This window comes from Promicromonospora sp. NPDC110617, from assembly GCF_055598465.1.
The window spans coordinates 331780-351195 of sequence record NZ_JBVKBM010000001.1 but is presented as its reverse complement, the minus strand read 5'-3'; the positions used below and the strand labels follow the sequence as shown (position 1 = coordinate 351195).

Below are 19416 nucleotides of genomic sequence, written 5' to 3'. Positions count from 1 at the left end.
CTGCCGACCACTCACCCCCGACCAGCAGCCCCCGGTACCGCAGGGGGACACGCGGCGGTACCGCGGTGCGACGCGGCGGCACACCGCCCGGCGTAGCGTGCGAGCATGCTGGGCACCATCCGTCCGAACCACGCCGCCCTCGCGGACCCGCCGGTCACGGCGCCGTTCGACCGCCTCCGGCCGCGCGTGCTCGTGGGCGCCGCCGTCGCGGTCGCCTCCGTCCTCGGCTCGTTCGGTGCGTCGCGCGGCCAGTCGTGGGCCACAGACCTTGACCTCGCCGGTGTGCTCCTGCTGCTGGTGTCTCCGGCGGCGCTGGTGTTCCTGCTGCCCCGCCGTCCCGCCCTCGCGACCGTGCTGTCCGTCGCCGCCACGCTCGTGTTCCTGCTGGCCGGATACCCGTGGGGGCCGGGGTTCCTCGGCCCGGCCGCGGTGCTGGCCGGCGTGATGCTCAGCGGCGAGGTGCGCCGCGCGCGGCTGGTCGCGTGGTCCGGCGCCGCACTGCTCTCCGGCGGGGTGGGGGTGGCCGCCACGCTGCTCGCCCCGCGCCTCCGACGGTTCCTGACCGAGAACCCGATGCAGCCCGACCGCACCTGGGGTCCGCCGGGGTACCACGGCCCGGGCTGGGACAGTGCGGACGGCTCGTGGTTCCTCACCACGGGGGCGCTCGTCGCGGGGGCGGCCTGGCTCACGGTCGTGCTGCTGATCGCGAGCGGGGCGCGTGACCGGATCGCACGTCGGGCGGCCGCCCGCGCGGCGGCCCTGGAGACGGCCGCCGAACGGGAGCGCACCGCCGTCGCCTCGGAACGCCTGCGCATCGCGCGCGAGCTGCACGACGTGCTCGCCCACTCCCTGTCCGCGATCAACGTCCAGGCCGGCGTGGGCCTGCATCTGATCGACCGGAACCCCGGCCAGGCGCGCGAGGCGCTGACCAACATCCGCGACACCAGCAAGGACGCGCTCGCCGAGGTGCGCACGGTGCTCGGGATCGTCCGCGAAGGGACGTCCCCGTCCGCTTCGGGAACGCAGCCCGCCGGCCCGCCCGACGGCGTCGGCCCGCTCACCGCCGCCGGCGTGGTCGGCGCCGCCCGGCCCGCCGCCGTCCCGACCGCCGCCGCGGAACCGCGGTGGGACGACGCCGCGCCGCTGACCCCCACCTGGGACCTCACCGGTCTGCGCCGGCTGGCCGACCAGGCCCGCGCCGAGGGCCTCGACGTCACCGTCGAGCTCACCGGCGTGGACGACCTGCCCGACCACGTCGCCGGCGTCGTGCACCGGGTGGTCCAGGAGTCGCTGACCAACGTGCGGCGGCACGCGCCGTCCGCCCGCCGGGTCACGCTGTGCGTGACCAGGGGCGACGCCGTCGAGGTCACGGTGTCCGACGACGGCGCGCCCGCCGGCGCGGAACCGGTCGTGGCCGGCTACGGGCTGCTCGGGATGCGCGAGCGCGTCGAGGGCGCGGGCGGCACCCTGACGGCCGGCCCCCGGGCGGACGGACCCGGCTGGGCGGTCCGGGCCCGGCTCCCGGTCGCCCCCCGGCCCTGGACGCCGTCCGCGGCGGACCAGGCCGCGAGCAGGCCGACCCGCGCCGAGGACCCACCACCCACGGCGGGGACCGCACCGCGGAGCCAGGCCGACCAGTCCGACGCAAGCGAGACCGGGGAGACCACATGATCGACGTCCTGCTCGCCGACGACCAGGCCCTGGTGCGCGGTGGGTTCCGCGCCCTGATCGACTCCGAGGACGACATGCGCGTCGTGGCCCAGGCCGCGACCGGCGACGACGCCGTCGCGCTCACCCTGGAGCACCTGCCCCAGGTGGTGCTCATGGACATCCGCATGCCCGGCCTGGACGGGCTGGAGGCGACCCGTCGCATCATCGCGGAGCCCCGCGCGGCGGGCGTGCACGTGGTGGTGGTGACGACGTTCGAGCTCGACGAGTACGTCACGGAGGCGATCCGCGCCGGGGCGTCCGGCTTCCTGGTCAAGGACACCGAGCCCGCGGAGCTGGTCCGCGCGGTGCGGGTCGCGGCGTCGGGCAACGCGCTGCTCTCCCCCACGGTGACACGGCGCCTGCTGGCCAAGGTCGCCGACGCGACCCGGACCGTGCGACCGGTGCCCGCGCTCGCCGACCTCACGCCGCGGGAGCGCGAGGTGCTCGTCGAGGTGGCCGGCGGCCTCGCCAACGACGAGATCGCGGGCCGGCTGTACCTGTCGGAGTCGACCGTGAAGACGCACGTCTCCCGGGTGCTCATGAAGACCGGCTCCCGCGACCGCGCGCAGCTCGTGGTGCTGGCGTACGAGGCGGGCCTCGTCCGCCCCGGCTGGGCCGGAGGCGCAGCCGGCAACCAACAGGGCGTGGGCCGGGCGGCACCAGAGGGGTAGCCCGGCAGGTACGCCGGACTGACGCCCCCGGCGCCGGACGGCGGCAGCCTGGTGGTGTGGCCGGAACGACCGGCCGAACCGACTGCTGGAGGTCGACATGCTCACCGCGACGACAGAGGTCCTCGCACACGGGCCGCAGTACGGCTGGGGCGGACCCGGCCCGTTCTTCTTCATCTTCCCGCTGCTGTGGTTCCTGCTGTTCGCGACCGTGGTCTTCCTGATCGCGCGCCGGGCGCGCCGCGGGGCACGCGGCGGGTGGGGCGGCCCGTGGGCCGCGCACACGGCGGCCGGGGCCGACCCGGTCACGCTCCTGGGCCACCGCTTCGCCCGCGGCGAGATCGACGAGGCCGAGTACCGCTCGCGGCTCGCCGTGCTCCGCTCGGCCGGACCCGTCCCCGGTTCCGGTCAGGGTTACGGCCCGGGCTCCGGCCCGACGCCGCCGGCGGAACCCGCACCGCCCGCGGCCCCCGGGCCGCAGGACCAGCCCCCGGCGGACGGCGGACGCTGACCGCCGGCTCCCACCACCTGTCGGACGCTCAGGCCGCCCCGTGGCCTGAGCGTCCGACGTCCGCCACGGGACCGCTGGCCTTCCGTGGTGGCCGTGGCGCTAGACTCGCGGGCGAGTGCGGCCGAACCGCACTTTTCTGACCCGATGACGTGAGGGATGTAGATCGTGAGCACCAGGAAGAACTGGGCGACCGTGGCCGTGGTCGCCAGTGCGCTTCTGCTGTCCGGATGCGGGGCCCTCGAGGACATGGCCAACGACTTCACGCCCTCCAGCGGCGAGGTGGAGCAGGTCGCCCCGTCCCCCGTGGCAGAGGCCCCCATCAGCACCGGCGAGTACGACATCGTCGAGACGTGCAACGCGTTCTTCGCCGGGCCGCTCGTGTCGAGCATCCAGGCCGCGGCGATGGACGTCGCCTCCCCGCTCAACGAGGACCAGACCGGTACCGCCACGAAGGTGAGCACGAACATCGGCCTGATCATCGGCAAGGCGGACGAGGTCAGCATCGCCCACCTCGAGGCCGTGCGCGCCCCGTTCGACCAGGCGCTCGGCGGTTCGATCGCCCGTCCGGCGGCCATCGCCAGCGCCATCGAGTCCTACAAGGCCACGTGCACCGAGGCCGGCTTCAAGGGCTGACCGCCCGCCCGCACCGGCCGCACGACGGCCTCCGGCACGACGCCGCACGACAGAGCGCCTGCCCGACCCGTCCCCGGCAATCGCCGGGGACCGTCGGACAGGCGCTCCGTCGTTCGCGCTCGGGGATCGGCTCCCCGCGAGGGATCAGCTCCCCTTGAGGAACTCGTGCATCACCGGTCCGGCGGTGGTCGAGCCGAGCTCGCCCTCCTCGATGAACACGACCGCCGCCAGGTCGTTCGCGATCGCGAGCATCCAGACGTGCGCCTTGGTGCCGTCCCCGAACTGGGCGGTGCCCGTCTTGGCGCCGACGATCCCGGGGACGTCCTGCAGCAGCTCGGCCGAACCCTCCTGCACCACGCCACCCATGAGGTCGCGCAGCGTGGCCGCCTCGTCCGCGGTCAGGTCGCCCGCCGGCTCGGCGTCCGCCTCCTTGCCCGTCGGCTCGACCAGCCACGGTGACACCGTGTGGCCGGCGGAGACGCTCGCCGCGACGGTCGCCATCGCGAGCGGGGTGGCCAGCACCTGACCCTGGCCGATCATCGACGCCGCGTGCTCCGTGCCCGAGGCCTCGGTCGGCACGTCGCCGAAGGCCGCCGCACCGCCGAAGGAGACCGTGTGCTCGGTGCCCAGGCCGAGCGACGCCGCGGCGTCGTGCAGCTGCTGCTGCGAGATCGCCTGGTGCTGCGAGATGAAGGCGGTGTTGCACGAGTTCGCGAACACGGTCCGGAACGGCACCGCGTCGCCCATCGCGGACTGCGGGTACCCGGGCACGTTCTGGAACTCGCGGCCCTCCACGTTGATCGTGGCGGTGCAGGGCAGCGTCGAGTCCGGCGTCGTCCCGGCGCGGAGCATCGCGAGCGAGGTCGCGATCTTGAAGGTGGAACCCGGCGGGTACTGTCCCAGGGTCGCGGTGTTGAACCCCTCCGAACCCGGGCCCGACGCCGCCGCGAGCACCTCACCGGTGGACGGCTTGATGGCGACGATCGCGCTCGCCAGGTCACCGAAGTCGGCGAGCGCGGCCTGGGCACGCAGCTGCGTCTCCGGGTCGAGCGAGATGGCCACGGGTTCGCCGTCCTTCTTCTCGATCGTGAAGGCCTCGCGGCCCCCGCCGCCCGCCGTGTCGTCGACGGGCTCGATGGTCACCGCCAGGCCGGGCACGCCGCGCAGCTGCTCGTCGTACGCCGCCTGAACGCCGGACAGGCCCACCATGTCGCCGGCCTTGATCGTGCCCTTCGACTCGTCGACGATCTCCTGGGTCGCCTCGCCGACCGTGCCGAGCAGCGCGCGTGCGAAGTCGCGGTCCCGCGCGAGCGGGATCTCGTCCGGGATCCCGACCACGCCGGGGATCGCCATCGCGGCCTCGAAATCGTACTCCGGGTCGTTGTCACGGATGGTGATGACGTCGATGAACGCCTTGTCGCCCGCGGCCTGCACCCGCGCGGCGATGTCGTCGGTCGTCGCCTGGTCGAAGCCCAGCACGGTGCCGAGCTGGGCGGCAGCCGTGTCCCAGCCCGGGCGGGTCTTGTCGATACCCACGCGGTGCACGGGGGTGAGCCCCACGATGGTCTCGCCGCTCGTCGTCACGATGTCGCCGCGCACGGGCTCGGTGCGCTCGACCGCGAGCCGCTCACCCGCCTCCAGGCCCGGGACCAGCACGCCGAGGTTCCAGGCGGCCTCCCAGGCGCCGGCCTCGCCGTCGGCCGCCCCCGGGTAGGTGAGCTGCGCGACCGTCTCGTACTCCCAGGCCTCCTCGGTCGCCACGGGCCAGGTCCAGGCGAACGTCGCGGTCGCGGTCGCGGTGCCGCCGTCGCCCTCCTCGAGCGGGGTCACGCTCTTGACCGCCACGGTGCCGGCATCCTCGCCGACGGCGGCCACGAGCTGCTCGAACACCGAGGCGTACTGCTCGTTGGGCGACGCCGACGTCTCCATGGTCAGCGGGAACTCGGCCGGCGTACCCGCCTGGAGCGCGGCCGCGAGCTGCTCCGCGGCGGACTCCGGGTCGGGGATCGGCGGCGGCCGCAGCAGGTACCAGACCCCCGCGCCGGCCGCGAGGAGCAGGACCACCACGACGGTGATGATCAGCGCCAGCCGCCCGTTCTTCCGGGGGGTGGCAGGGGGCTGGCCGCCGGACACCGGGACGCCGGGCGGCGTGGCGGGAGGCGGTGGCGGAGGCCCGCCGGCGGGCGGCACGGAGTCGTACCCACCTGGCGGGGGCGGGACGGGCGCATGACCGTCCGCCGGCAGATGGGGTGAAGAGTGTCCGCTCATGCCAAGGAGCCTAAGGGGCAGGTCAGGATCGCTCCGTGTAAATTCCTGGGTGAAATGAGGCAGGGCCGCCGAACCCCCTGGATCTGCGGCCCCGCCCACCGACGTCACGCGTCCGCGTACCGCCTGCGGTCCCGTGAGCGCGTGGCGAGCGTGAGGTAGGACGTCATCGGGGCCGACCGGCCGGCCGCGCGGATCCTGTGCTCGCGTCGGTTGAGCAGCTCCATGCGCCGCAGATCGCGCTCGACCGCCGCGACATCCTTGCCGGTGATCATCGCTGTGCTGGTCGTCATGGTCGGTCCCCGTTCTCAGGCCCCCTCGAATGGACGCCCCTCGTGGAACAGGACGAACCAGGAGCTCGCTTCGTTGGTAGGGAGGCGTGGATCCGGGTTTCGGGACCAGGGTGGCCGACCTCACCCGGCGGCCTCACCCGGCGGCCTCACCCGACGGCGTTGCTCCGGTACGCCAGGAACTCCCGCAGGGCCGGGTCCGTCGTGAGCGAGCGCGCCTTGTCGTAGGCGGCCCGGGCGGCCGCGGTGTCGCCGGCCTCGGCCAGGAGGTGCGCCCGGGTCGCCCACAGCGGCTGGAACCGGCCCGACGCCGGCTCCGCCGCCGCGACCTCGTCCAGCGCGGCCAGCCCCGCGGGCGCGCCGTCGACCCGGGCGACGACGGCCGCGAGCGCCACCCGCCCGCCCAGCGTCGGCGCGACGCGGAGCAGCGCCCGGTGCAGCGTGACGAGCGCGGGCCAGTCGGTGCGGCCGGTGCGCGCCCGCGCGCAGTGCACGGACTGGATCGCGGCCTCGAGGCGGAACCGGCCGGGCGGGCCGGCGGGCTGCCCGGGCGAGGCCGGGTCGGCGAGCGACCGCCGGAGCAGTGCCTCGCCGCGCTCGATCAGGCCGGCGTCCCAACGGGCGACGTCCTGCTCGTCGAGCGGTACGAAGGCGCCGTCGGCCCCGCGGGCGCCGGCGCGCGCCAGCGAGAAGCAGAGCAGGGCGGCCAGGCCGAGCACCTCGGGCTCGGGCAGCAGGTCGGCCAGGAGCAGGGCCAGCGTGAGCGCGTCGCCGGTGAGCGATCCGCGCACCTCGGGCGCGGCGCCGCGCCAGTCGATGGCGTACGCGCCGTACACCGCCTCCAGCACCGGCGGCAGGCGGTCGGGCGCCTCGTCCCGGCCGGGGATGCGGAACGGGATGCGCGCGTCCCGGATGCGGCGCTTGGCCCGGACCAGGCGCTGCGCCATCGTGGGCGCGGGGACGGCGAACGCCGCCGCGATGTCCGCCGCCTCCACGCCGAGCACGGTCTGCAGCATCAGCGGGGTGCGGATGCCCGCCTCGACCGCGGGGTGGGCGCAGACGAACATGAGCTCCAGCCGGCGGTCCCCGATCGCGTCGGGGTCGACGTCCTCGGGCGGTGCGGTGGGCTCGGGTCCGGCGTCGGGCGGCAGGGTGGTGCGGTGGGCGGCGGAGCGGTACACGTCGCGCAGCCGGTTCCGGGCCACGGTGAGCAGCCAGCCGTCGGGGTTGTGCGGCACGCCGTCGTCGGGCCAGTGCCGCAGGGCGCGCTCGAAGGCCTCACCGAGGGCGTCCTCGGCACGCTGGATGTCGCCGTCGCGGGCAGCGAGCAGCGCCAGCAGGCGGCCGTACGACGTGCGGGCCGCCGCCTCGGCGGCGGCCTGCACGTCCGCGCGGTCGGTCAGCGCGTCCACGCGCCGTTCTCGTAGTGGGTGGCGCTGGGGCGCACCTCCACCGTGCCCCACTGGACCGACGGCGCCTTCTGCGCCCAGGCGAGCGCGGCGTCGAGGTCCGGCACGTCGACGACGAAGGTGCCGCCGAGCTGCTCCTTCGTGTCGGCGAAGGGGCCGTCCTGGACCCGCAGCTCACCGTCGCGCACGGTGACGGTGGTCGTGGACGACGACGGCTGGAGCACCTCCGCCGAGAGCAGCACCCCCGCCTGGTCCAGCGCCGTCGCGTAGGCCTGGAACTCGCGCTCGCCCTCTTCCCAGCCACCGGGCCCGAGCTCCGCGGGCGTCATCTCCGGGTAGTGCAGCAGGATCGTGTATCGCATGGTTCTGTCCTCCGGTCGGGCCTGTCTGACACGGTGGTGACGATCTCCCCCCGGCCTGATCGACAGGATCCCGGCACGATCTGTGGCGGACTTGCTCGACCTGCGCGGAAAACCGTCCGGACATGACTCGGGTCGGGGCGCCCCCTGGTGCGCCCCGACCCGGTTCCCCCTGTCCGGCCAGGTGTGTCAGGCAGTTGTCGGAGCCGCCTTGACCACCGGGCCCCACGCCAGCGGGTCGAGCGTGCGGGCGTCGTCGTCCGCGTTCCCGGCCCAGCGGCGCGCATCGGCGATAGTTGCTGCGAGCAGGTCCCTCAGGCGTGCGTCGACGTCCGGCACGAACGCCTCCGAGATGCCCTGCACCGCCGTGGAGACCACGCTCGGCGCGGCGTCCCGGACGAACCTCTTGGGCCGCACGCTCGTTCCGGCGCAGAAGCGCTCGGCCCAGGCCGCCGTCTTGGGTACGGCCGCCAGCGCGTCCTTGCTCTCCGGCGCGAGGGTGCCTGCGGGACGGTCCTCCAGGACGTCGAGCATGCGCTCCGAGCCGAGGACGGCGACGGCGAGCGTCTGCTGCCGGTCGGCGGGCGAGACCGGCAGCGCCGTCTGCGCGGCGCGCAACGCGATCCGCACGTCCCAGCGCGGGTCGGTGCTGGTCAGGCCGATCACCGACGGGATGAGCGGTGCGAGCTGCGGGCGGGCGTGGTCCGCCGTCAGGTCGTTCACCGCGCGCGCCAGCATCGCGATGAGCGGGTGCGTGCAGGCTGGATGGTCGCTCCACTTCTCGCCTGCGAGGAAGGAGGCGAGCTCCATGAAGCACGCGCCCTTCTTGGGGTTGCGGTGCTTCCCACGGCCCAGCATGGGCAAGATGTCGTACGTTCCAGCTTCGGTTCCGGTCACGATCCACCCCCGAATTGGGTCCGCTGCTACTTCCAGTGTGCGTCTGCTGTGACGTAGATCGCAATAGTGGGGCTGTGAACTCCCTGAATCTCGCCCGCCCAGTGTCTCGCCGCCCGGCCCGCGGGGCATCTCGAGGGCCCGACGAGGCACGTCCCGGTGGCCCTGAGGTGTGCTGAGGCACCTCAGGGCCACCTCAGACGCGCGCGGGGGTACCTCAGACACCGCGCTGAGGTACCCCGCCGGGCAGGACTGGCCGACCTCCCGATCCGCCGCCCTGCGACTCAGGACGAGTGTCTTCCTCATCAGCCGGACGGGCACACGGCCCGCCGGGGACATCGGAGGAATCATGTCGTTGTGGGGACCCGCGGTGGACGCGGAGATCGAGTACCGGCAGGCCCAGGCCAAGGACGCCTGGCGCAGCAAGCGGCCGACCGCGGCGGACCGTGCGGCCCGCCTGGAGCGGCGCGCCGCACGTGCGAACCGCACGGAGCAGATCAGGAAGGGCATCGCGGGCATGCGCCCCGCACCCGTCAAGCGGCACGGCCTGTTCGCGTGACGACGGTGGACGCCGACGTCGTGGGCGCCGGCTCGGCGGAACCGGAGAAAGGCCAGGCCAGGGGGATTGTCAGTGACCGGTGGCACGATGTGCAGGTGCGACGGTCTACGACGATCCCCCTGGTCTCCCGGCAGGAGCAGGTTGCCTCTCTCCTGCTGGCGGTGGGTCGCGCCTCGGCCGGCCGGCCGGGCCTCGTGCTCGTGGGCGGCGACGCCGGTGTGGGCAAGACCCGCCTGATCGGCCACGTCGCCCAGGCGGCGGAGCAGGCGGGAGCCAGCGCCGTCGTGGTGCACTGCGTCGACCTGGGTCAGGTCGGCATCCCCTACCTCCCCTTCACGGAGGCTCTCACCCAGCTGCAGGCCGGGGCCGCGGGGCCCGACGCGGCCGCGCGGGTCACCGAGCTCGTCGCCGAGCGGCCGGCACTGTGGCGGCTCCTGGAGCCCGGCAGCAGCGCCGACGCCGACCACGACGAACGGCTCCAGCTCTTCGAGGGCATCGCGCGCAGCCTGGCGGTCGCCGGCGCGCCCGAGCGCCCCCTCGTGCTCGTCGTCGAGGACGCGCACTGGGCCGACGCGTCGACGCGCGACGTGCTGCGGTTCCTCGCCGCCCGCGCCCGTTCCGAGAACGTCCTGCTCGTGGTCACCTACCGGGCGGACGACGTGGACCGCCGGCACCCGCTGCGCCCGCTGCTCGCCGAGCTGTCCCGGCTGGAGCACGTGGAGCGGATCGACCTGCAGCCGTTCACGGAGGACGAGCTGCGCGAGTTCACCACCGCCCTGGCCGGCCGGCCCCTGCCGGCCCCCGGGTTCGCCGACGTGCTGGACCGGTCCGAGGGCAACGCCTTCTTCGCGGAGGAGCTCCTGGACGCCGGGCCGGACTCCGCCAGCCTGCCCTGGACGCTCACCGAGGTGCTGCGCACCCGGCTGGAACGGCTCGACCCCGAGGTGCAGCAGGTGCTGCGCATCGCGTCGGTCGCCGGTCGCCGCGTGCGAGAGGAGCTGCTGCGGGCCGCGGCCGCCCGCTGGGGCGCGCACGACGTCGACGCCGCGCTGCGCGAGGCCGTCACCCAGCAGGTGCTGGTGGTCTCCGGCGTCCACCTGGAGTTCCGGCACGCGCTGCTCGCGGAGGCCCTGTACGCCGACCTGCTGCCCGGCGAGCGGTCGTCGGTGCACCGTGCCTACCTCGCGGTGATCGCGCAGGACGGGCCCGACGGCATGCCGATCGGCAGCGCGGCCGAGCGTGCCCACCACGCCTACGAGGGCCACGACCTGCCCGCGGCGCTGACCGCGTCGCGCGACGCCGCCCTGCGGGCGCGCCGGCTGCTCGCCCCCGAGGAGGAGCTCAGGCACTGGGAGCAGGTCCTCGCCCTGTGGGAGTCCGTGCCGGACGCCGAGGAGCGGATCGGCCGCGACCGGGTCGACGTCGCGGTCGCGGCGGGCGAGGCCGCCGCGCGCGCCGGCGACCCGATGCGCGCGGTCAAGCTGACGCAGCGTGCGGTCGACGGGGCCGCCGACCCGGTGCGCCGGGCCGGGCTGCGCCACGTGCTCGTGCACCGGTACCTCGACCTGCCGACCTGGGACGAGGTGCCCGGCCAGGTCGAGGCCGCGATCGAGGACCTCCGGACGGCCCTCGAGATGCTGCCCGAGCGCAGCCCCGAGCGGATCTGGACCAACGCGCTGCTGGCCCGGGTCACGATGATCATCGACCTGGACGACGACGCCCGCGGGCACGCCGAGTGCGCCATCGAGGAGGCCCGGTCCGTCGGGCAGCCCGGCGCCCTCGCCGCGGCGCTCTCGACCCTCGCCGTGCTCGACGTGGCCGACCCGGACCGGGCGGCGGCGCTCCTCGACGAGGCCCGCACGGCGGCGACCGAGGCCGGGGACGTGCTCACGGAGATGCGCACGCTCTACAACGCCACGGCGAACCGGTTCTACGCGGGCGAGCTCGAGGCCGCCCAGCAGCGGGTGGAGCACGCGCTCGCCCGGGCCGAGGAGCTCGGGCTGGCCTGGAGCACGCCGACCGTCAACCTCCGGATCCTGCAGGAGGTCATGCTCTACTTCCGCGGCGACCTGTCGCCGCGGCCCGCCGGCGGGGTGCCCGCCACGCACCAGCACGTCCTGGAGGCCACCCAGATGTACGCGGCGGTGGCGCGCGGCGACGCCGACGCCATCTCGCGCGGCGAGGCTCTCTTCGACCACTGGCAGAGCGACGGCCAGATCGCGTTGATCGGCGGCGGCAGCCTGGTCGACGCCTTGACCTGGGCGGGCCGGTACGACGACGCCGCGGCGCTGGCGGTACGCATCACCGACCACCTGGGCGAGGTGTGGACCGAGGTGTTCCTCGGCCGGATCTGGCTGTCCGCGCTGGCGATCGCGGCCCTGGCCGACGCGGCGCAGGCCGACCGGTCGGCAGGCCGCGCGGGCGCCCCCGGCTCGGCCGCCGCCACCGCCGTGGAGACGCGCGCGGCCGAACGTCTCGACAGCGGGGACTCACTCCTGGCGATCGCCCGGGAGACGGCGCAGCGGGGACGTCCGCGCGGCGGCGTGCTGGGCCCCGAGGGGCGGGCCTGGCTCCAGCGGGCGGCCGCCGAGAACGCCCGGCTGCACGCGATCGTGGGCAGCACCGCGGGAGTCGACAGCGGTGAGCGGGCGGCCGCGGACCTGTGGCGGGAGGCCGCCGCGAGCTGGCAGGACACCGTGAACGCCTTCGGCTTCGGGTACCGCTACGAGGTGGCGCGCTCACGCTACCGGTGGGCCGAGGCCCTGCTCGGCGCTGGTGAGCGGCAGGCCGCGGAGGTCGAGGCGGCCGAGGCGCTCTCCGCCGCGGAGGACATGGGCGCGCAGCCCCTGGCCGACGCCGTCCGGGCACTCGCCCGGCGGGCGCGGCTCGACCTGCCGGGGGTCCGCCGGGCGACGGCGTCGACCCTCACGGAGCGCGAGGAGGAGGTGCTCGGCCTGGTCGCGCAGGGGTTGTCCAACCGACAGATCGGCGAGCGCCTGTTCATCTCGACCAAGACGGTGAGCGTGCACGTGTCCAACCTGCTCGCGAAGCTCGGCGCCTCGGGCCGGGCGGAGGCCGTGAGCCTCGCTCACCAGCGCGGTCTGCTGGAGGTATGACCGGGAACGGGCAGGCTACCTGCCCGGCGCAAAAGGGACACATCCGGTACATCTGTCGCGCACGCGTCCTTCTCTCGCAATACTGATGGGATGCCGACGGACCTCCAGGCGCTGCGAGACCTCGAGCACGTCGGTCTCGCTGCTCCCACAGCGGATGAGGCCTTTGACCGGTTCGCTCGCCTGGTGCGGCGGCATCTGCGGGTCCCGGCCGCCGTCGTCTACTTCGTGGTCCGGGAGGGACAGGTCCTCGCGGGAGCGTCCGGGGTACCGGAGCCGATGCAGTCCAACCGGCTGCTGCAGCACCCGGGCACGCTGACCAACGTCATCACGGCCCGCGGCGAGCCGGTCGTCACGGTGGATGCCCGTGCCGACCCGCTGCTGTGCGACAACTACCTGGTCCGGGAGATGGGCCTGGTCGCCCTCGCCGGCTATCCCGTCTTCGACCTGCGCGGGCGCGCCGTCGGCGCGCTGTGCGCCGTGGACGACCAGCCCCGCGAGTGGTCGCAGGACGACCTGGACTCCCTCGCCGACCTCGCCGCGGCCTGCACCGCCGAGCTGCGCCTGCGCGCCGAGCGGGAGCGCGCCCGCCGCATCCAGGAGACCGCCGTCCGGGCGAACCGGCGCAGCCGCTTCCTGCTCTCCCTGAGCGAGGCCTTCGCGAACGCCAACACGATGGACCAGGTCGAGGAGGTCATCGTGGAGGTCGGTACCGCGGGGATCGGCGCGCGGTACTGCGCGTTCGCCCTCGCGGACGCCGACGGGCGCGGCATCACCTACCGGTCCCTCGTCCACGCCGAGCCGCAGTTCCCCCAGCGGCTCCGGCAGACCAAGCTCGACGAGCAGCGGCCCCTGGCCGAGGCGGCCCGCACGGGCCGACCCCTGTTCTTCCGGTCGGCCGACGAGATGTTCACGGCGTTCCCGGGCTCGGAGGAGCTCTGCGACCCGGAGGTCGGGGCCCGCGCCTACCTGCCCGTGGTGACGGCCGGCGCCGTGGTCGCCGTCATCATGCTGGCCTGGGAGCGCGACCGCGGGCCCGACCAGGACTCCTACGCGCTCCAGACCGGACTCGCCCACTACACGGGTCACGCGCTGGAGCGGGCCCGGCTCCTGGAGGAGCGGCGCGAGTCCGCCAAGACCCTGCAGCGGGCGATGCTCAGCCGGCTGCCCGAGGTACCGCACCTCGACATGGCGGCGACCTACTCGCCGGCCACACGCTCCGACCAGATCGGCGGCGACTGGTACGACGCCGTGGCGGTGGACGACGACGCGACCATGTTCATGATCGGCGACGTGACCGGTCACGACATGCGCGCCGCGGCGAAGATGGGCCAGCTCAGGTCGCTGCTGCGCGCATTCGCGTGGAGCCACGACGAGTCGCCGTCGGCCCTGCTGTCGCTGCTGGACAAGGCCAACTCCGGGCTGGGGCTGCTCGCCAGCGGGACGGCGGTGGTGGCCCGGCTGGAGCGGGTCGCCGGGGCGTACCAGCTCACCTGGTCGACCGCCGGGCACCCGCCGCCGCTCGTGCTCCGCGAGGACGGCACGGTCGAACGCCTCTCGGTGCTCCCGGACATGATGCTCGGCGTGCGGCCCACGTCCAAACGCACCGACCACGTCACGACGCTGCGCCCCGGCGACACTCTCCTGCTGTACACGGACGGCCTCGCCGAGCAGCGCGGCACCACGCCCGACCAGTGGCTGAACCGCCTGCAGAAGACGCTCGGCGCGCTCGGCGACACGGCCACCGCGGCGCTGCCCGTCACCCTCGTGCGCCGCCTCGCCTCGGACGACCAGCGGGACGACGTCGCCGTGCTCGCCGTCCGCGTCCGGGCGACGGCGCCGTCCGGCCCGCCGTCCCCCGGACGCCCCGCCACGGCGGAGCGCAAGCTCGCCCCGTCGCTGCTCGACGTCGGCCCGGCGCGCATCTGGGTGGACGACGTGCTGGAGAGCTGCGGCGTGCCGATGCCGCTGCGCCGCACGGTGATGCTGCTGACGTCGGAGGTGCTGACCAACGCCGTCGACCACGGGCAGGCGCCGTTCACCGCCACGGTCGAGGTGGACCTGGACCGGCTGCGGGTGGGGGTGCGCGACTCGTCGACCGTGCAGCCCGAGCTGCGTGACCCGGCGGTCACCGAGTTCGGTGGCCGCGGCGTGCAGTTCCTCGAACGGCTCGCGTCCCGGTGGGGCGTGGACCGGCACGGCGGGGCGCCCCGCCCGAGCCACCGGCGCGGCCCGGCTCGGGAGGGCCGGCGGACGGGCAAGACGGTCTGGTTCGAGCTCGACCTCGGGTGAACTTGGTCCCAGGACTTCGGCGACGGTCGAATCCACGAGAGCGTGTCAGTGGCTCCGCGTACGGTGTGAGCTATGGCACAGACAGCGTCACGACCCACGCAGAGCACCGGTGAGGACCTGGCCGGGGCCGAGCTCTCCGCTCAGCTCGAGGTGTACCGCCGCGAGCTGACCGGATACTGCTACCGCCTGCTGGGCGGCACCTTCGACGCCGACGACGCCGTGCAGGAGACCCTGCTGCGCGCGTGGCGTTCGTACGACCGGTTCGAGGGCCGTTCCTCGCTCCGCACGTGGCTGTACCGGATCGCCACCAACGTCTGCTTCGACCAGCTCGGTTCGAGCCGCGCCAAGCGGGAGCGCCCGATGGGCCTCGGCGCCGCGGCCGACCCGGTCGAGGAGAGCCTGACGATGGTGCTGCCCGAGTACGCGTGGGTGGAGCCGGTCCCGACCGAGCACGTGCTCCCCGGCGCGAGCGACCCCGCGGACACGGCCGTCGCGCGGGAGTCGGTGCGGCTCGCGTTCGTCGCGGCGCTGCAGCACCTGCCGGCCAAGCAGCGCGCCGTGCTGATCCTGCGCGAGGTGCTGCGCTGGCCCGCAGCAGAGGTGGCCACGCTGCTCGACACCTCGGTGGCTTCGGTGAACAGCGCGCTCCAGCGGGCGCGTGCCACGCTCGCCGAGAAGGCCCCTGACCGGTCCGGCACCTCGGAGCTGCCGGAGCATGCCGCCTCGGCCGACGAGACCGAGCTCCTGGAGCGGTACGTTGCGGCGTTCGAGCGCTACGACATGACCGCGCTGGCCAACCTCCTGCGCGAGGACGCGGTGATGAACATGCCGCCGTACGCGATGTGGCTGGAGGGCATCGAGAACATCCAGGCATGGATGACCGGGCCCGGCAACGGGTGCGAGGGTTCGCGCTGCATGCCGATCCACGTCAACGGCACCCCCGGGTTCGCGCAGTACCGGGTGGACCCGAAGGGTGGGCACTACCCCTGGGGGATCGTGGTGCTGGAGAACGACGGCAAGCACATCACCGGCATCACCACTTTCATCGACACGGAGAAGTGGTTCCCCCGATTCGGCCTGCCGGACCACCTCGACTGAGCCGGAGGTGCAGCGCAGGGTGGGGGCCGAGGAACGAGGCACCCGCCCGGAGCGGAACCGCAGGCTCAGCCGATACAGGTAGGGCCTGAGCCGGAGGTGCAGCGCAAGGTGAGGGCCGAGGAACGAGGCACCCGCCCGGAGCGGAACCGCAGGCTCAGTCGACAGATGGTGGAGCCTGGGGTCTTGGCAATACCCTCTTCAGGGTGACTGTGCGATCCGTGGTGGTCGGCGTGGACCACAAGCACCCGGACCTGGCTCGGCGGGCAGCGTCGCTCGTCCAGTCGCTGGGTGGAAGCCTGATCGAGCTCGTGTGCGTGTGGGTCGACGAGACAGCCGTCTCGAACTCCCGGGGATTCACCGTGTCGGTGGATCCGGACATCGCCGTGCCCTCCGACGCGTACGGGGCCGACGTCCTGGCCGGGCTGAACCGGGCGATGGCCGACGTCGGCCTCCCCTGGTGCGCGCGGCGCGGAGCCGGCGACCCGGCGGCCGAGCTGGGCCGGGTGGCCGACGAGGTAGGGGCGGCGATGATCGTCGTCGGCGCCCACCGCTCGGGCCTGCGCGGCTGGACCACCAGCCTCGTGAGCGGGACGGTGGCAGGGCGGCTCATCCACAACCAGTCGCGCCCCGTCCTGGTGCTCCCCGAGACGATGTCGGCCCCGTGAGCGGTAGGTTCGTCCCAGACCTGTCGAGCCTCCACGAGGGAACACACCGCGTGACACGAGCACCGCACCGCGACTGGCGGTACGTCGGCCTGGTGGCGCTCGGTGGCGCGGGCGGTTCGGTCGCGCGGTATCTCGTCAGCAAGTGGTCCGGGATCCTGCTGACGCCCCTGACCTACCTGTTCCCGGCCGCCGGCTACACGATCATCTGGTTCCCGATCGGGACCCTCGTCGTGAACCTCGTCGGCGCGTTCGCCCTGGGCTACCTCCTGGAAGCCCTGGCGCGCCGCGGCCGGGAGACCGTCCGGCGCCGCAAGATCCGCCTCGGGATCGGCACAGGCGTGCTGGGCGGGTTCACCACCTACTCCGCGCTCGCCCTGGAGGTCCAGACGCTGGTCGGCCAGGGGATGCCTTGGCTCGCACTCCTGTACGTGACGCTCACCCTTGCGGGCGGCACGGCGACATGCCTCGCCGGGATCGCGCTGGCGGCACGCGCCGACCGGCGCCGGAAGGGCAGGTGACGGCGGTGCTCGCACTGCTCCTCGTGGCCGTCGGCGGCGGCCTCGGCGCCGCCGCCCGGTTCGTGGTCGACGGCGAGGTCAAGGCCCGGCACAACGGCGGGTTCCCGTGGGGCACGTTCGTGGTGAACGTGACCGGCTCGTTCCTGATCGGCGTCTTCTCGACCCTGTTCCACACGCTCACCTGGTACGGGGTGTCCACCGACGTCGCGCAGCTGGTGCAGTTCTCCCTGACCACGGGCCTGTGCGGCGGCTACACCACCTTCTCCACGGCCACGATGGAGTCCGTGCGCCTGGCCCAGTCCGGCCGGCTCCGGCTCGCACTGACGAACACCCTGGGCACGCTGCTGGTGACGGTGCTCGCGGCGAGCGCGGGCGTGGCGGTGGGCGGCATGTTCGTCTGACCAACGACGTCCTCGACGCGGACGCTTTCTTCGTGCTCCTCGACGACACGTCGCCGGAGACCGTCCGGCAGGTCGCGGAACGACAGGCCCGACACTTCTGGCAGTCCCGCGGCGAGGCCGACCTCTGTCGGCCGCTCAAGGCGGCAGGCTGTCCTGGTTTCGCCGAGCGGGTCCGCCTGCACCTCCAGGTGCTCGACACCGACGGGTGGTGAGCCCGAGCGTCGTCGGGCGGCGTGTCGGTGGTGCGTGGCAGGCTTCGCTGCATGAGCCTCATGCTCCTCGACTCCGCCTCGCTGTACTTCCGCGCGTTCTTCGGCGTGCCCGACTCGCTGCGCGCACCCAGCGGCGTGCCCGTGAACGCCGTCCGCGGCCTGCTGGACACCATCGCGTGGCTCGCCACGACGCACGGCCCCGACCGCATGGTCGCGTGCTGGGACGACGACTGGCGGCCCGCCTTCCGCGTCGAGGCGATCCCCAGCTACAAGGCCCACCGTGTCGCGCAGGAAGTACCCGGCACCACCGGCATCGAGGAGGTGCCCGAGACGCTGCTCGCGCAGGTGCCGGTCATCGTGGACGTGCTGGCGGCGCTCGGCATCGCGCGCGTCGGCGTGCCCGGCTACGAGGCCGACGACGTCATCGGCACGCTGACCGCCCGGGCGGTCGAGCAGGGCGCCGGGCCGGTGGACATCGTCACGGGCGACCGCGACCTGTTCCAGCTCGTCGACGACGCCGCCGGGGTGCGTGTCCTGTACCCCGCGCGCGGTATCCGCGACCCCGACGTCGTGGACGAGGAGCGGCTGGCCGAGAAGTACGGCGTCGCCTCGGGGCAGGCCTACGCCGACATGGCGACGCTCCGGGGCGACCCGAGCGACGGCCTGCCCGGCGTGCCGGGAGTCGGCGAGAAGACCGCGGCCAAGCTGCTCGCCCAGTACGGCACGCTCGCGGGAATCCTCGCGGCGCGGGACGCCGGGGACAAGGGACTCACCACCACTCAGCGCCGTCGCCTGCTGGAGGCCGACGAGTACCTGAAGGTCGCGCCCGTCGTGGTGCAGGTGGCGCGGGACGCTCCCCTGCCCGTGTTCGACCCGGCGGTCCCGAAGGCGCCCGCCGACCCCGAGGCGCTGGAGGCGCTCACCGCGCAGTGGGGTCTGCGCTCCAGCGTCGACCGCGTCCGCACGGCGTTCGGCTGGGCGTGATCAGACGCTGACGGCCGCGTCGTAGCGGTCCAGCACCACCTGGACCAGTCGCGGGTCGGGCTTGTCGGCCCCGGCCGGACCGGCGACCGGGTCGGTCACGACGTCCGCGCCCGCCTCCAGCACCCGGTCCAGGAAGTAGCCGGGGGCGAGCAGGTAGGACACGACGATGACGCGGCCGGAGCCAGGCGTGCCCGCGCGGGCGGCGGCCACCGCGTCCGGGACGCGCGGCTCCGCGCCCGCGCCGTACGACGGTGTGACCGGTCGGCCGAGGCGCTGGGCCAGCGCGCTCGTGACCTCCTCGACCGCCGTCGCCGCGGCCGCCACCGAGGACCCGGCCGCGGCGAGGACCACTGCGTCGTCCGGCCGGAACGGGCCGTGCGCCGCCTCGGCGGCCGCGAACCGGTCGGCCAGGATGTCGACCAGCAACGGGTGCGGACCGAGCGGGTCGGCGGCGACCGCCGTCCCCGCGCCGGCCGCGTTGACGACGGCGACGGCCTGCGCGATGTCGTGCCGCACGTGGTACCCGGTGGACAGCAGCAGCGGCACGACGACGGCGGACAGCCCCGGCGACTCCTCGCCGGCGACGTCAGCAGCACCGGCCTCACCGGCAACTGCCTCGTCGACGCCCGACGCACCGCCGGTGCCGACAGCATCCCGCACCGCCTCGGCGAGCACGTCGCCGACCTCCGGCTGCTGCACGTCCACGAACGCCTCGCGCACGTCGAACCCAGGCCGGGCGACGCGGACGCCGTCGAGCAGCGCGCGTACGGCCGCCTGACCCGCGGGGTCGTCGGTTCCGTGGGACGTGCCGATCAAGGTCGCGCTCATGCTCTCT

Annotated in this window: 19 protein-coding genes; 13 read left to right on the top strand and 6 right to left on the bottom strand. The window is 74.3% G+C overall.

Annotated features, from left to right (window positions below; genetic code table 11):
- The first annotated feature begins 105 nt into the window (after window positions 1-105).
- The 4 genes from ACZ7LE_RS01505 (at window position 106) to ACZ7LE_RS01490 (ending at window position 3522) form a co-directional block, all read left to right on the top strand.
- Entirely contained in the window at window positions 106-1671 is a 1566-nt protein-coding gene (locus tag ACZ7LE_RS01505; RefSeq protein ID WP_470401633.1) for a sensor histidine kinase, read from the top strand.
- On the top strand, window positions 1668-2381 hold the full coding sequence (locus ACZ7LE_RS01500; RefSeq protein WP_470401632.1) for a response regulator: 714 nt from the start codon (window positions 1668-1670) through the stop codon (window positions 2379-2381). Before ACZ7LE_RS01505 ends, ACZ7LE_RS01500 begins: the two co-directional genes overlap by 4 nt.
- Window positions 2382-2478: 97 nt before the next feature.
- Window positions 2479-2889, top strand: a complete 411-nt coding sequence (locus ACZ7LE_RS01495) for an SHOCT domain-containing protein (protein WP_470401631.1) — start codon at window positions 2479-2481, stop codon at window positions 2887-2889.
- Window positions 2890-3054: 165 nt separating this feature from the next.
- Window positions 3055-3522 (top strand): hypothetical protein, encoded by a 468-nt coding sequence (locus tag ACZ7LE_RS01490; protein ID WP_470401630.1) that lies wholly within the window; start codon window positions 3055-3057, stop codon window positions 3520-3522.
- A 144-nt stretch (window positions 3523-3666) separates the two neighbouring features.
- Here ACZ7LE_RS01490 and ACZ7LE_RS01485 read toward each other — a convergent pair whose 3' ends face one another.
- The 5 genes from ACZ7LE_RS01485 to ACZ7LE_RS01465 form a co-directional block, all read right to left on the bottom strand.
- Entirely contained in the window at window positions 3667-5790 is a 2124-nt protein-coding gene (locus ACZ7LE_RS01485) for a penicillin-binding transpeptidase domain-containing protein (RefSeq protein ID WP_470401629.1), read from the bottom strand.
- Between the two features lie 104 nt (window positions 5791-5894).
- Window positions 5895-6080: a hypothetical protein gene (locus ACZ7LE_RS01480; protein WP_470401628.1), complete on the bottom strand. Its 186-nt coding sequence runs from the start codon at window positions 6078-6080 to the stop codon at window positions 5895-5897.
- Window positions 6081-6226: 146 nt separating this feature from the next.
- The gene (locus ACZ7LE_RS01475) at window positions 6227-7489 is read right to left on the bottom strand and encodes an RNA polymerase sigma factor (RefSeq protein WP_470401627.1); all 1263 of its coding nucleotides are present in this window, start codon (window positions 7487-7489) and stop codon (window positions 6227-6229) included.
- Entirely contained in the window at window positions 7477-7848 is a 372-nt protein-coding gene (locus tag ACZ7LE_RS01470) for a YciI family protein (protein ID WP_470401626.1), read from the bottom strand. Before ACZ7LE_RS01470 ends, ACZ7LE_RS01475 begins: the two co-directional genes overlap by 13 nt.
- Before the next feature lie 186 nt (window positions 7849-8034).
- Window positions 8035-8703 carry a hypothetical protein gene (locus tag ACZ7LE_RS01465; protein WP_470401625.1) on the bottom strand — a complete coding sequence of 223 codons (669 nt, stop codon included), beginning with the start codon at window positions 8701-8703 and terminating at the stop codon, window positions 8035-8037.
- A 385-nt stretch (window positions 8704-9088) separates the two neighbouring features.
- Between ACZ7LE_RS01465 and ACZ7LE_RS01460 the strand changes: the two genes are divergently transcribed.
- The 9 genes from ACZ7LE_RS01460 (at window position 9089) to ACZ7LE_RS01420 (ending at window position 18581) form a co-directional block, all read left to right on the top strand.
- Window positions 9089-9298, top strand: a complete 210-nt coding sequence (locus ACZ7LE_RS01460; RefSeq protein ID WP_470401624.1) for a hypothetical protein — start codon at window positions 9089-9091, stop codon at window positions 9296-9298.
- Window positions 9299-9393: 95 nt separating this feature from the next.
- A complete protein-coding gene (locus ACZ7LE_RS01455) occupies window positions 9394-12414 on the top strand; it encodes a helix-turn-helix transcriptional regulator (protein ID WP_470401623.1) in 3021 nt (1006 codons plus the stop codon).
- Window positions 12415-12504: 90 nt separating this feature from the next.
- The gene (locus ACZ7LE_RS01450; protein ID WP_470401622.1) at window positions 12505-14703 is read left to right on the top strand and encodes a SpoIIE family protein phosphatase; all 2199 of its coding nucleotides are present in this window, start codon (window positions 12505-12507) and stop codon (window positions 14701-14703) included.
- 72 nt (window positions 14704-14775) lie between these two features.
- Window positions 14776-15801: a sigma-70 family RNA polymerase sigma factor gene (locus ACZ7LE_RS01445; protein ID WP_470401621.1), complete on the top strand. Its 1026-nt coding sequence runs from the start codon at window positions 14776-14778 to the stop codon at window positions 15799-15801.
- A gap of 203 nt (window positions 15802-16004) precedes the next feature.
- Entirely contained in the window at window positions 16005-16466 is a 462-nt protein-coding gene (locus ACZ7LE_RS01440) for a universal stress protein (protein ID WP_377231197.1), read from the top strand.
- 50 nt (window positions 16467-16516) lie between these two features.
- Entirely contained in the window at window positions 16517-16984 is a 468-nt protein-coding gene (locus ACZ7LE_RS01435) for a fluoride efflux transporter FluC (protein WP_470401620.1), read from the top strand.
- A gap of 5 nt (window positions 16985-16989) precedes the next feature.
- Window positions 16990-17385, top strand: coding sequence for a fluoride efflux transporter FluC (locus ACZ7LE_RS01430; RefSeq protein ID WP_470401619.1), 396 nt, complete (start codon window positions 16990-16992; stop codon window positions 17383-17385).
- 32 nt (window positions 17386-17417) lie between these two features.
- Entirely contained in the window at window positions 17418-17597 is a 180-nt protein-coding gene (locus tag ACZ7LE_RS01425) for a hypothetical protein (protein WP_470401618.1), read from the top strand.
- Window positions 17598-17648: 51 nt separating this feature from the next.
- Window positions 17649-18581, top strand: coding sequence for a 5'-3' exonuclease (locus ACZ7LE_RS01420; protein WP_470401617.1), 933 nt, complete (start codon window positions 17649-17651; stop codon window positions 18579-18581).
- Here ACZ7LE_RS01420 and ACZ7LE_RS01415 read toward each other — a convergent pair whose 3' ends face one another.
- On the bottom strand, window positions 18582-19409 hold the full coding sequence (locus ACZ7LE_RS01415; protein WP_470401616.1) for a sirohydrochlorin chelatase: 828 nt from the start codon (window positions 19407-19409) through the stop codon (window positions 18582-18584).
- Window positions 19410-19416: the final 7 nt, after the last annotated feature.

What these genes read in the sequence shown, in the direction of transcription:
- ACZ7LE_RS01505 (WP_470401633.1), top strand. Translation starts at nt 106, where the DNA reads ATGCTGGGCACCATCCGTCCGAACCACGCCGCCCTCGCGGACCCGCCG.
- ACZ7LE_RS01500 (WP_470401632.1), top strand. Translation starts at nt 1,668, where the DNA reads ATGATCGACGTCCTGCTCGCCGACGACCAGGCCCTGGTGCGCGGTGGG.
- ACZ7LE_RS01495 (WP_470401631.1), top strand. Translation starts at nt 2,479, where the DNA reads ATGCTCACCGCGACGACAGAGGTCCTCGCACACGGGCCGCAGTACGGC.
- ACZ7LE_RS01485 (WP_470401629.1), bottom strand. Translation starts at nt 5,790, where the DNA reads ATGAGCGGACACTCTTCACCCCATCTGCCGGCGGACGGTCATGCGCCC.
- ACZ7LE_RS01480 (WP_470401628.1), bottom strand. Translation starts at nt 6,080, where the DNA reads ATGACGACCAGCACAGCGATGATCACCGGCAAGGATGTCGCGGCGGTC.
- ACZ7LE_RS01470 (WP_470401626.1), bottom strand. Translation starts at nt 7,848, where the DNA reads ATGCGATACACGATCCTGCTGCACTACCCGGAGATGACGCCCGCGGAG.
- ACZ7LE_RS01465 (WP_470401625.1), bottom strand. Translation starts at nt 8,703, where the DNA reads ATGCTGGGCCGTGGGAAGCACCGCAACCCCAAGAAGGGCGCGTGCTTC.
- ACZ7LE_RS01460 (WP_470401624.1), top strand. Translation starts at nt 9,089, where the DNA reads ATGTCGTTGTGGGGACCCGCGGTGGACGCGGAGATCGAGTACCGGCAG.
- ACZ7LE_RS01450 (WP_470401622.1), top strand. Translation starts at nt 12,505, where the DNA reads ATGCCGACGGACCTCCAGGCGCTGCGAGACCTCGAGCACGTCGGTCTC.
- ACZ7LE_RS01445 (WP_470401621.1), top strand. Translation starts at nt 14,776, where the DNA reads ATGGCACAGACAGCGTCACGACCCACGCAGAGCACCGGTGAGGACCTG.
- ACZ7LE_RS01420 (WP_470401617.1), top strand. Translation starts at nt 17,649, where the DNA reads ATGAGCCTCATGCTCCTCGACTCCGCCTCGCTGTACTTCCGCGCGTTC.
- ACZ7LE_RS01415 (WP_470401616.1), bottom strand. Translation starts at nt 19,409, where the DNA reads ATGAGCGCGACCTTGATCGGCACGTCCCACGGAACCGACGACCCCGCG.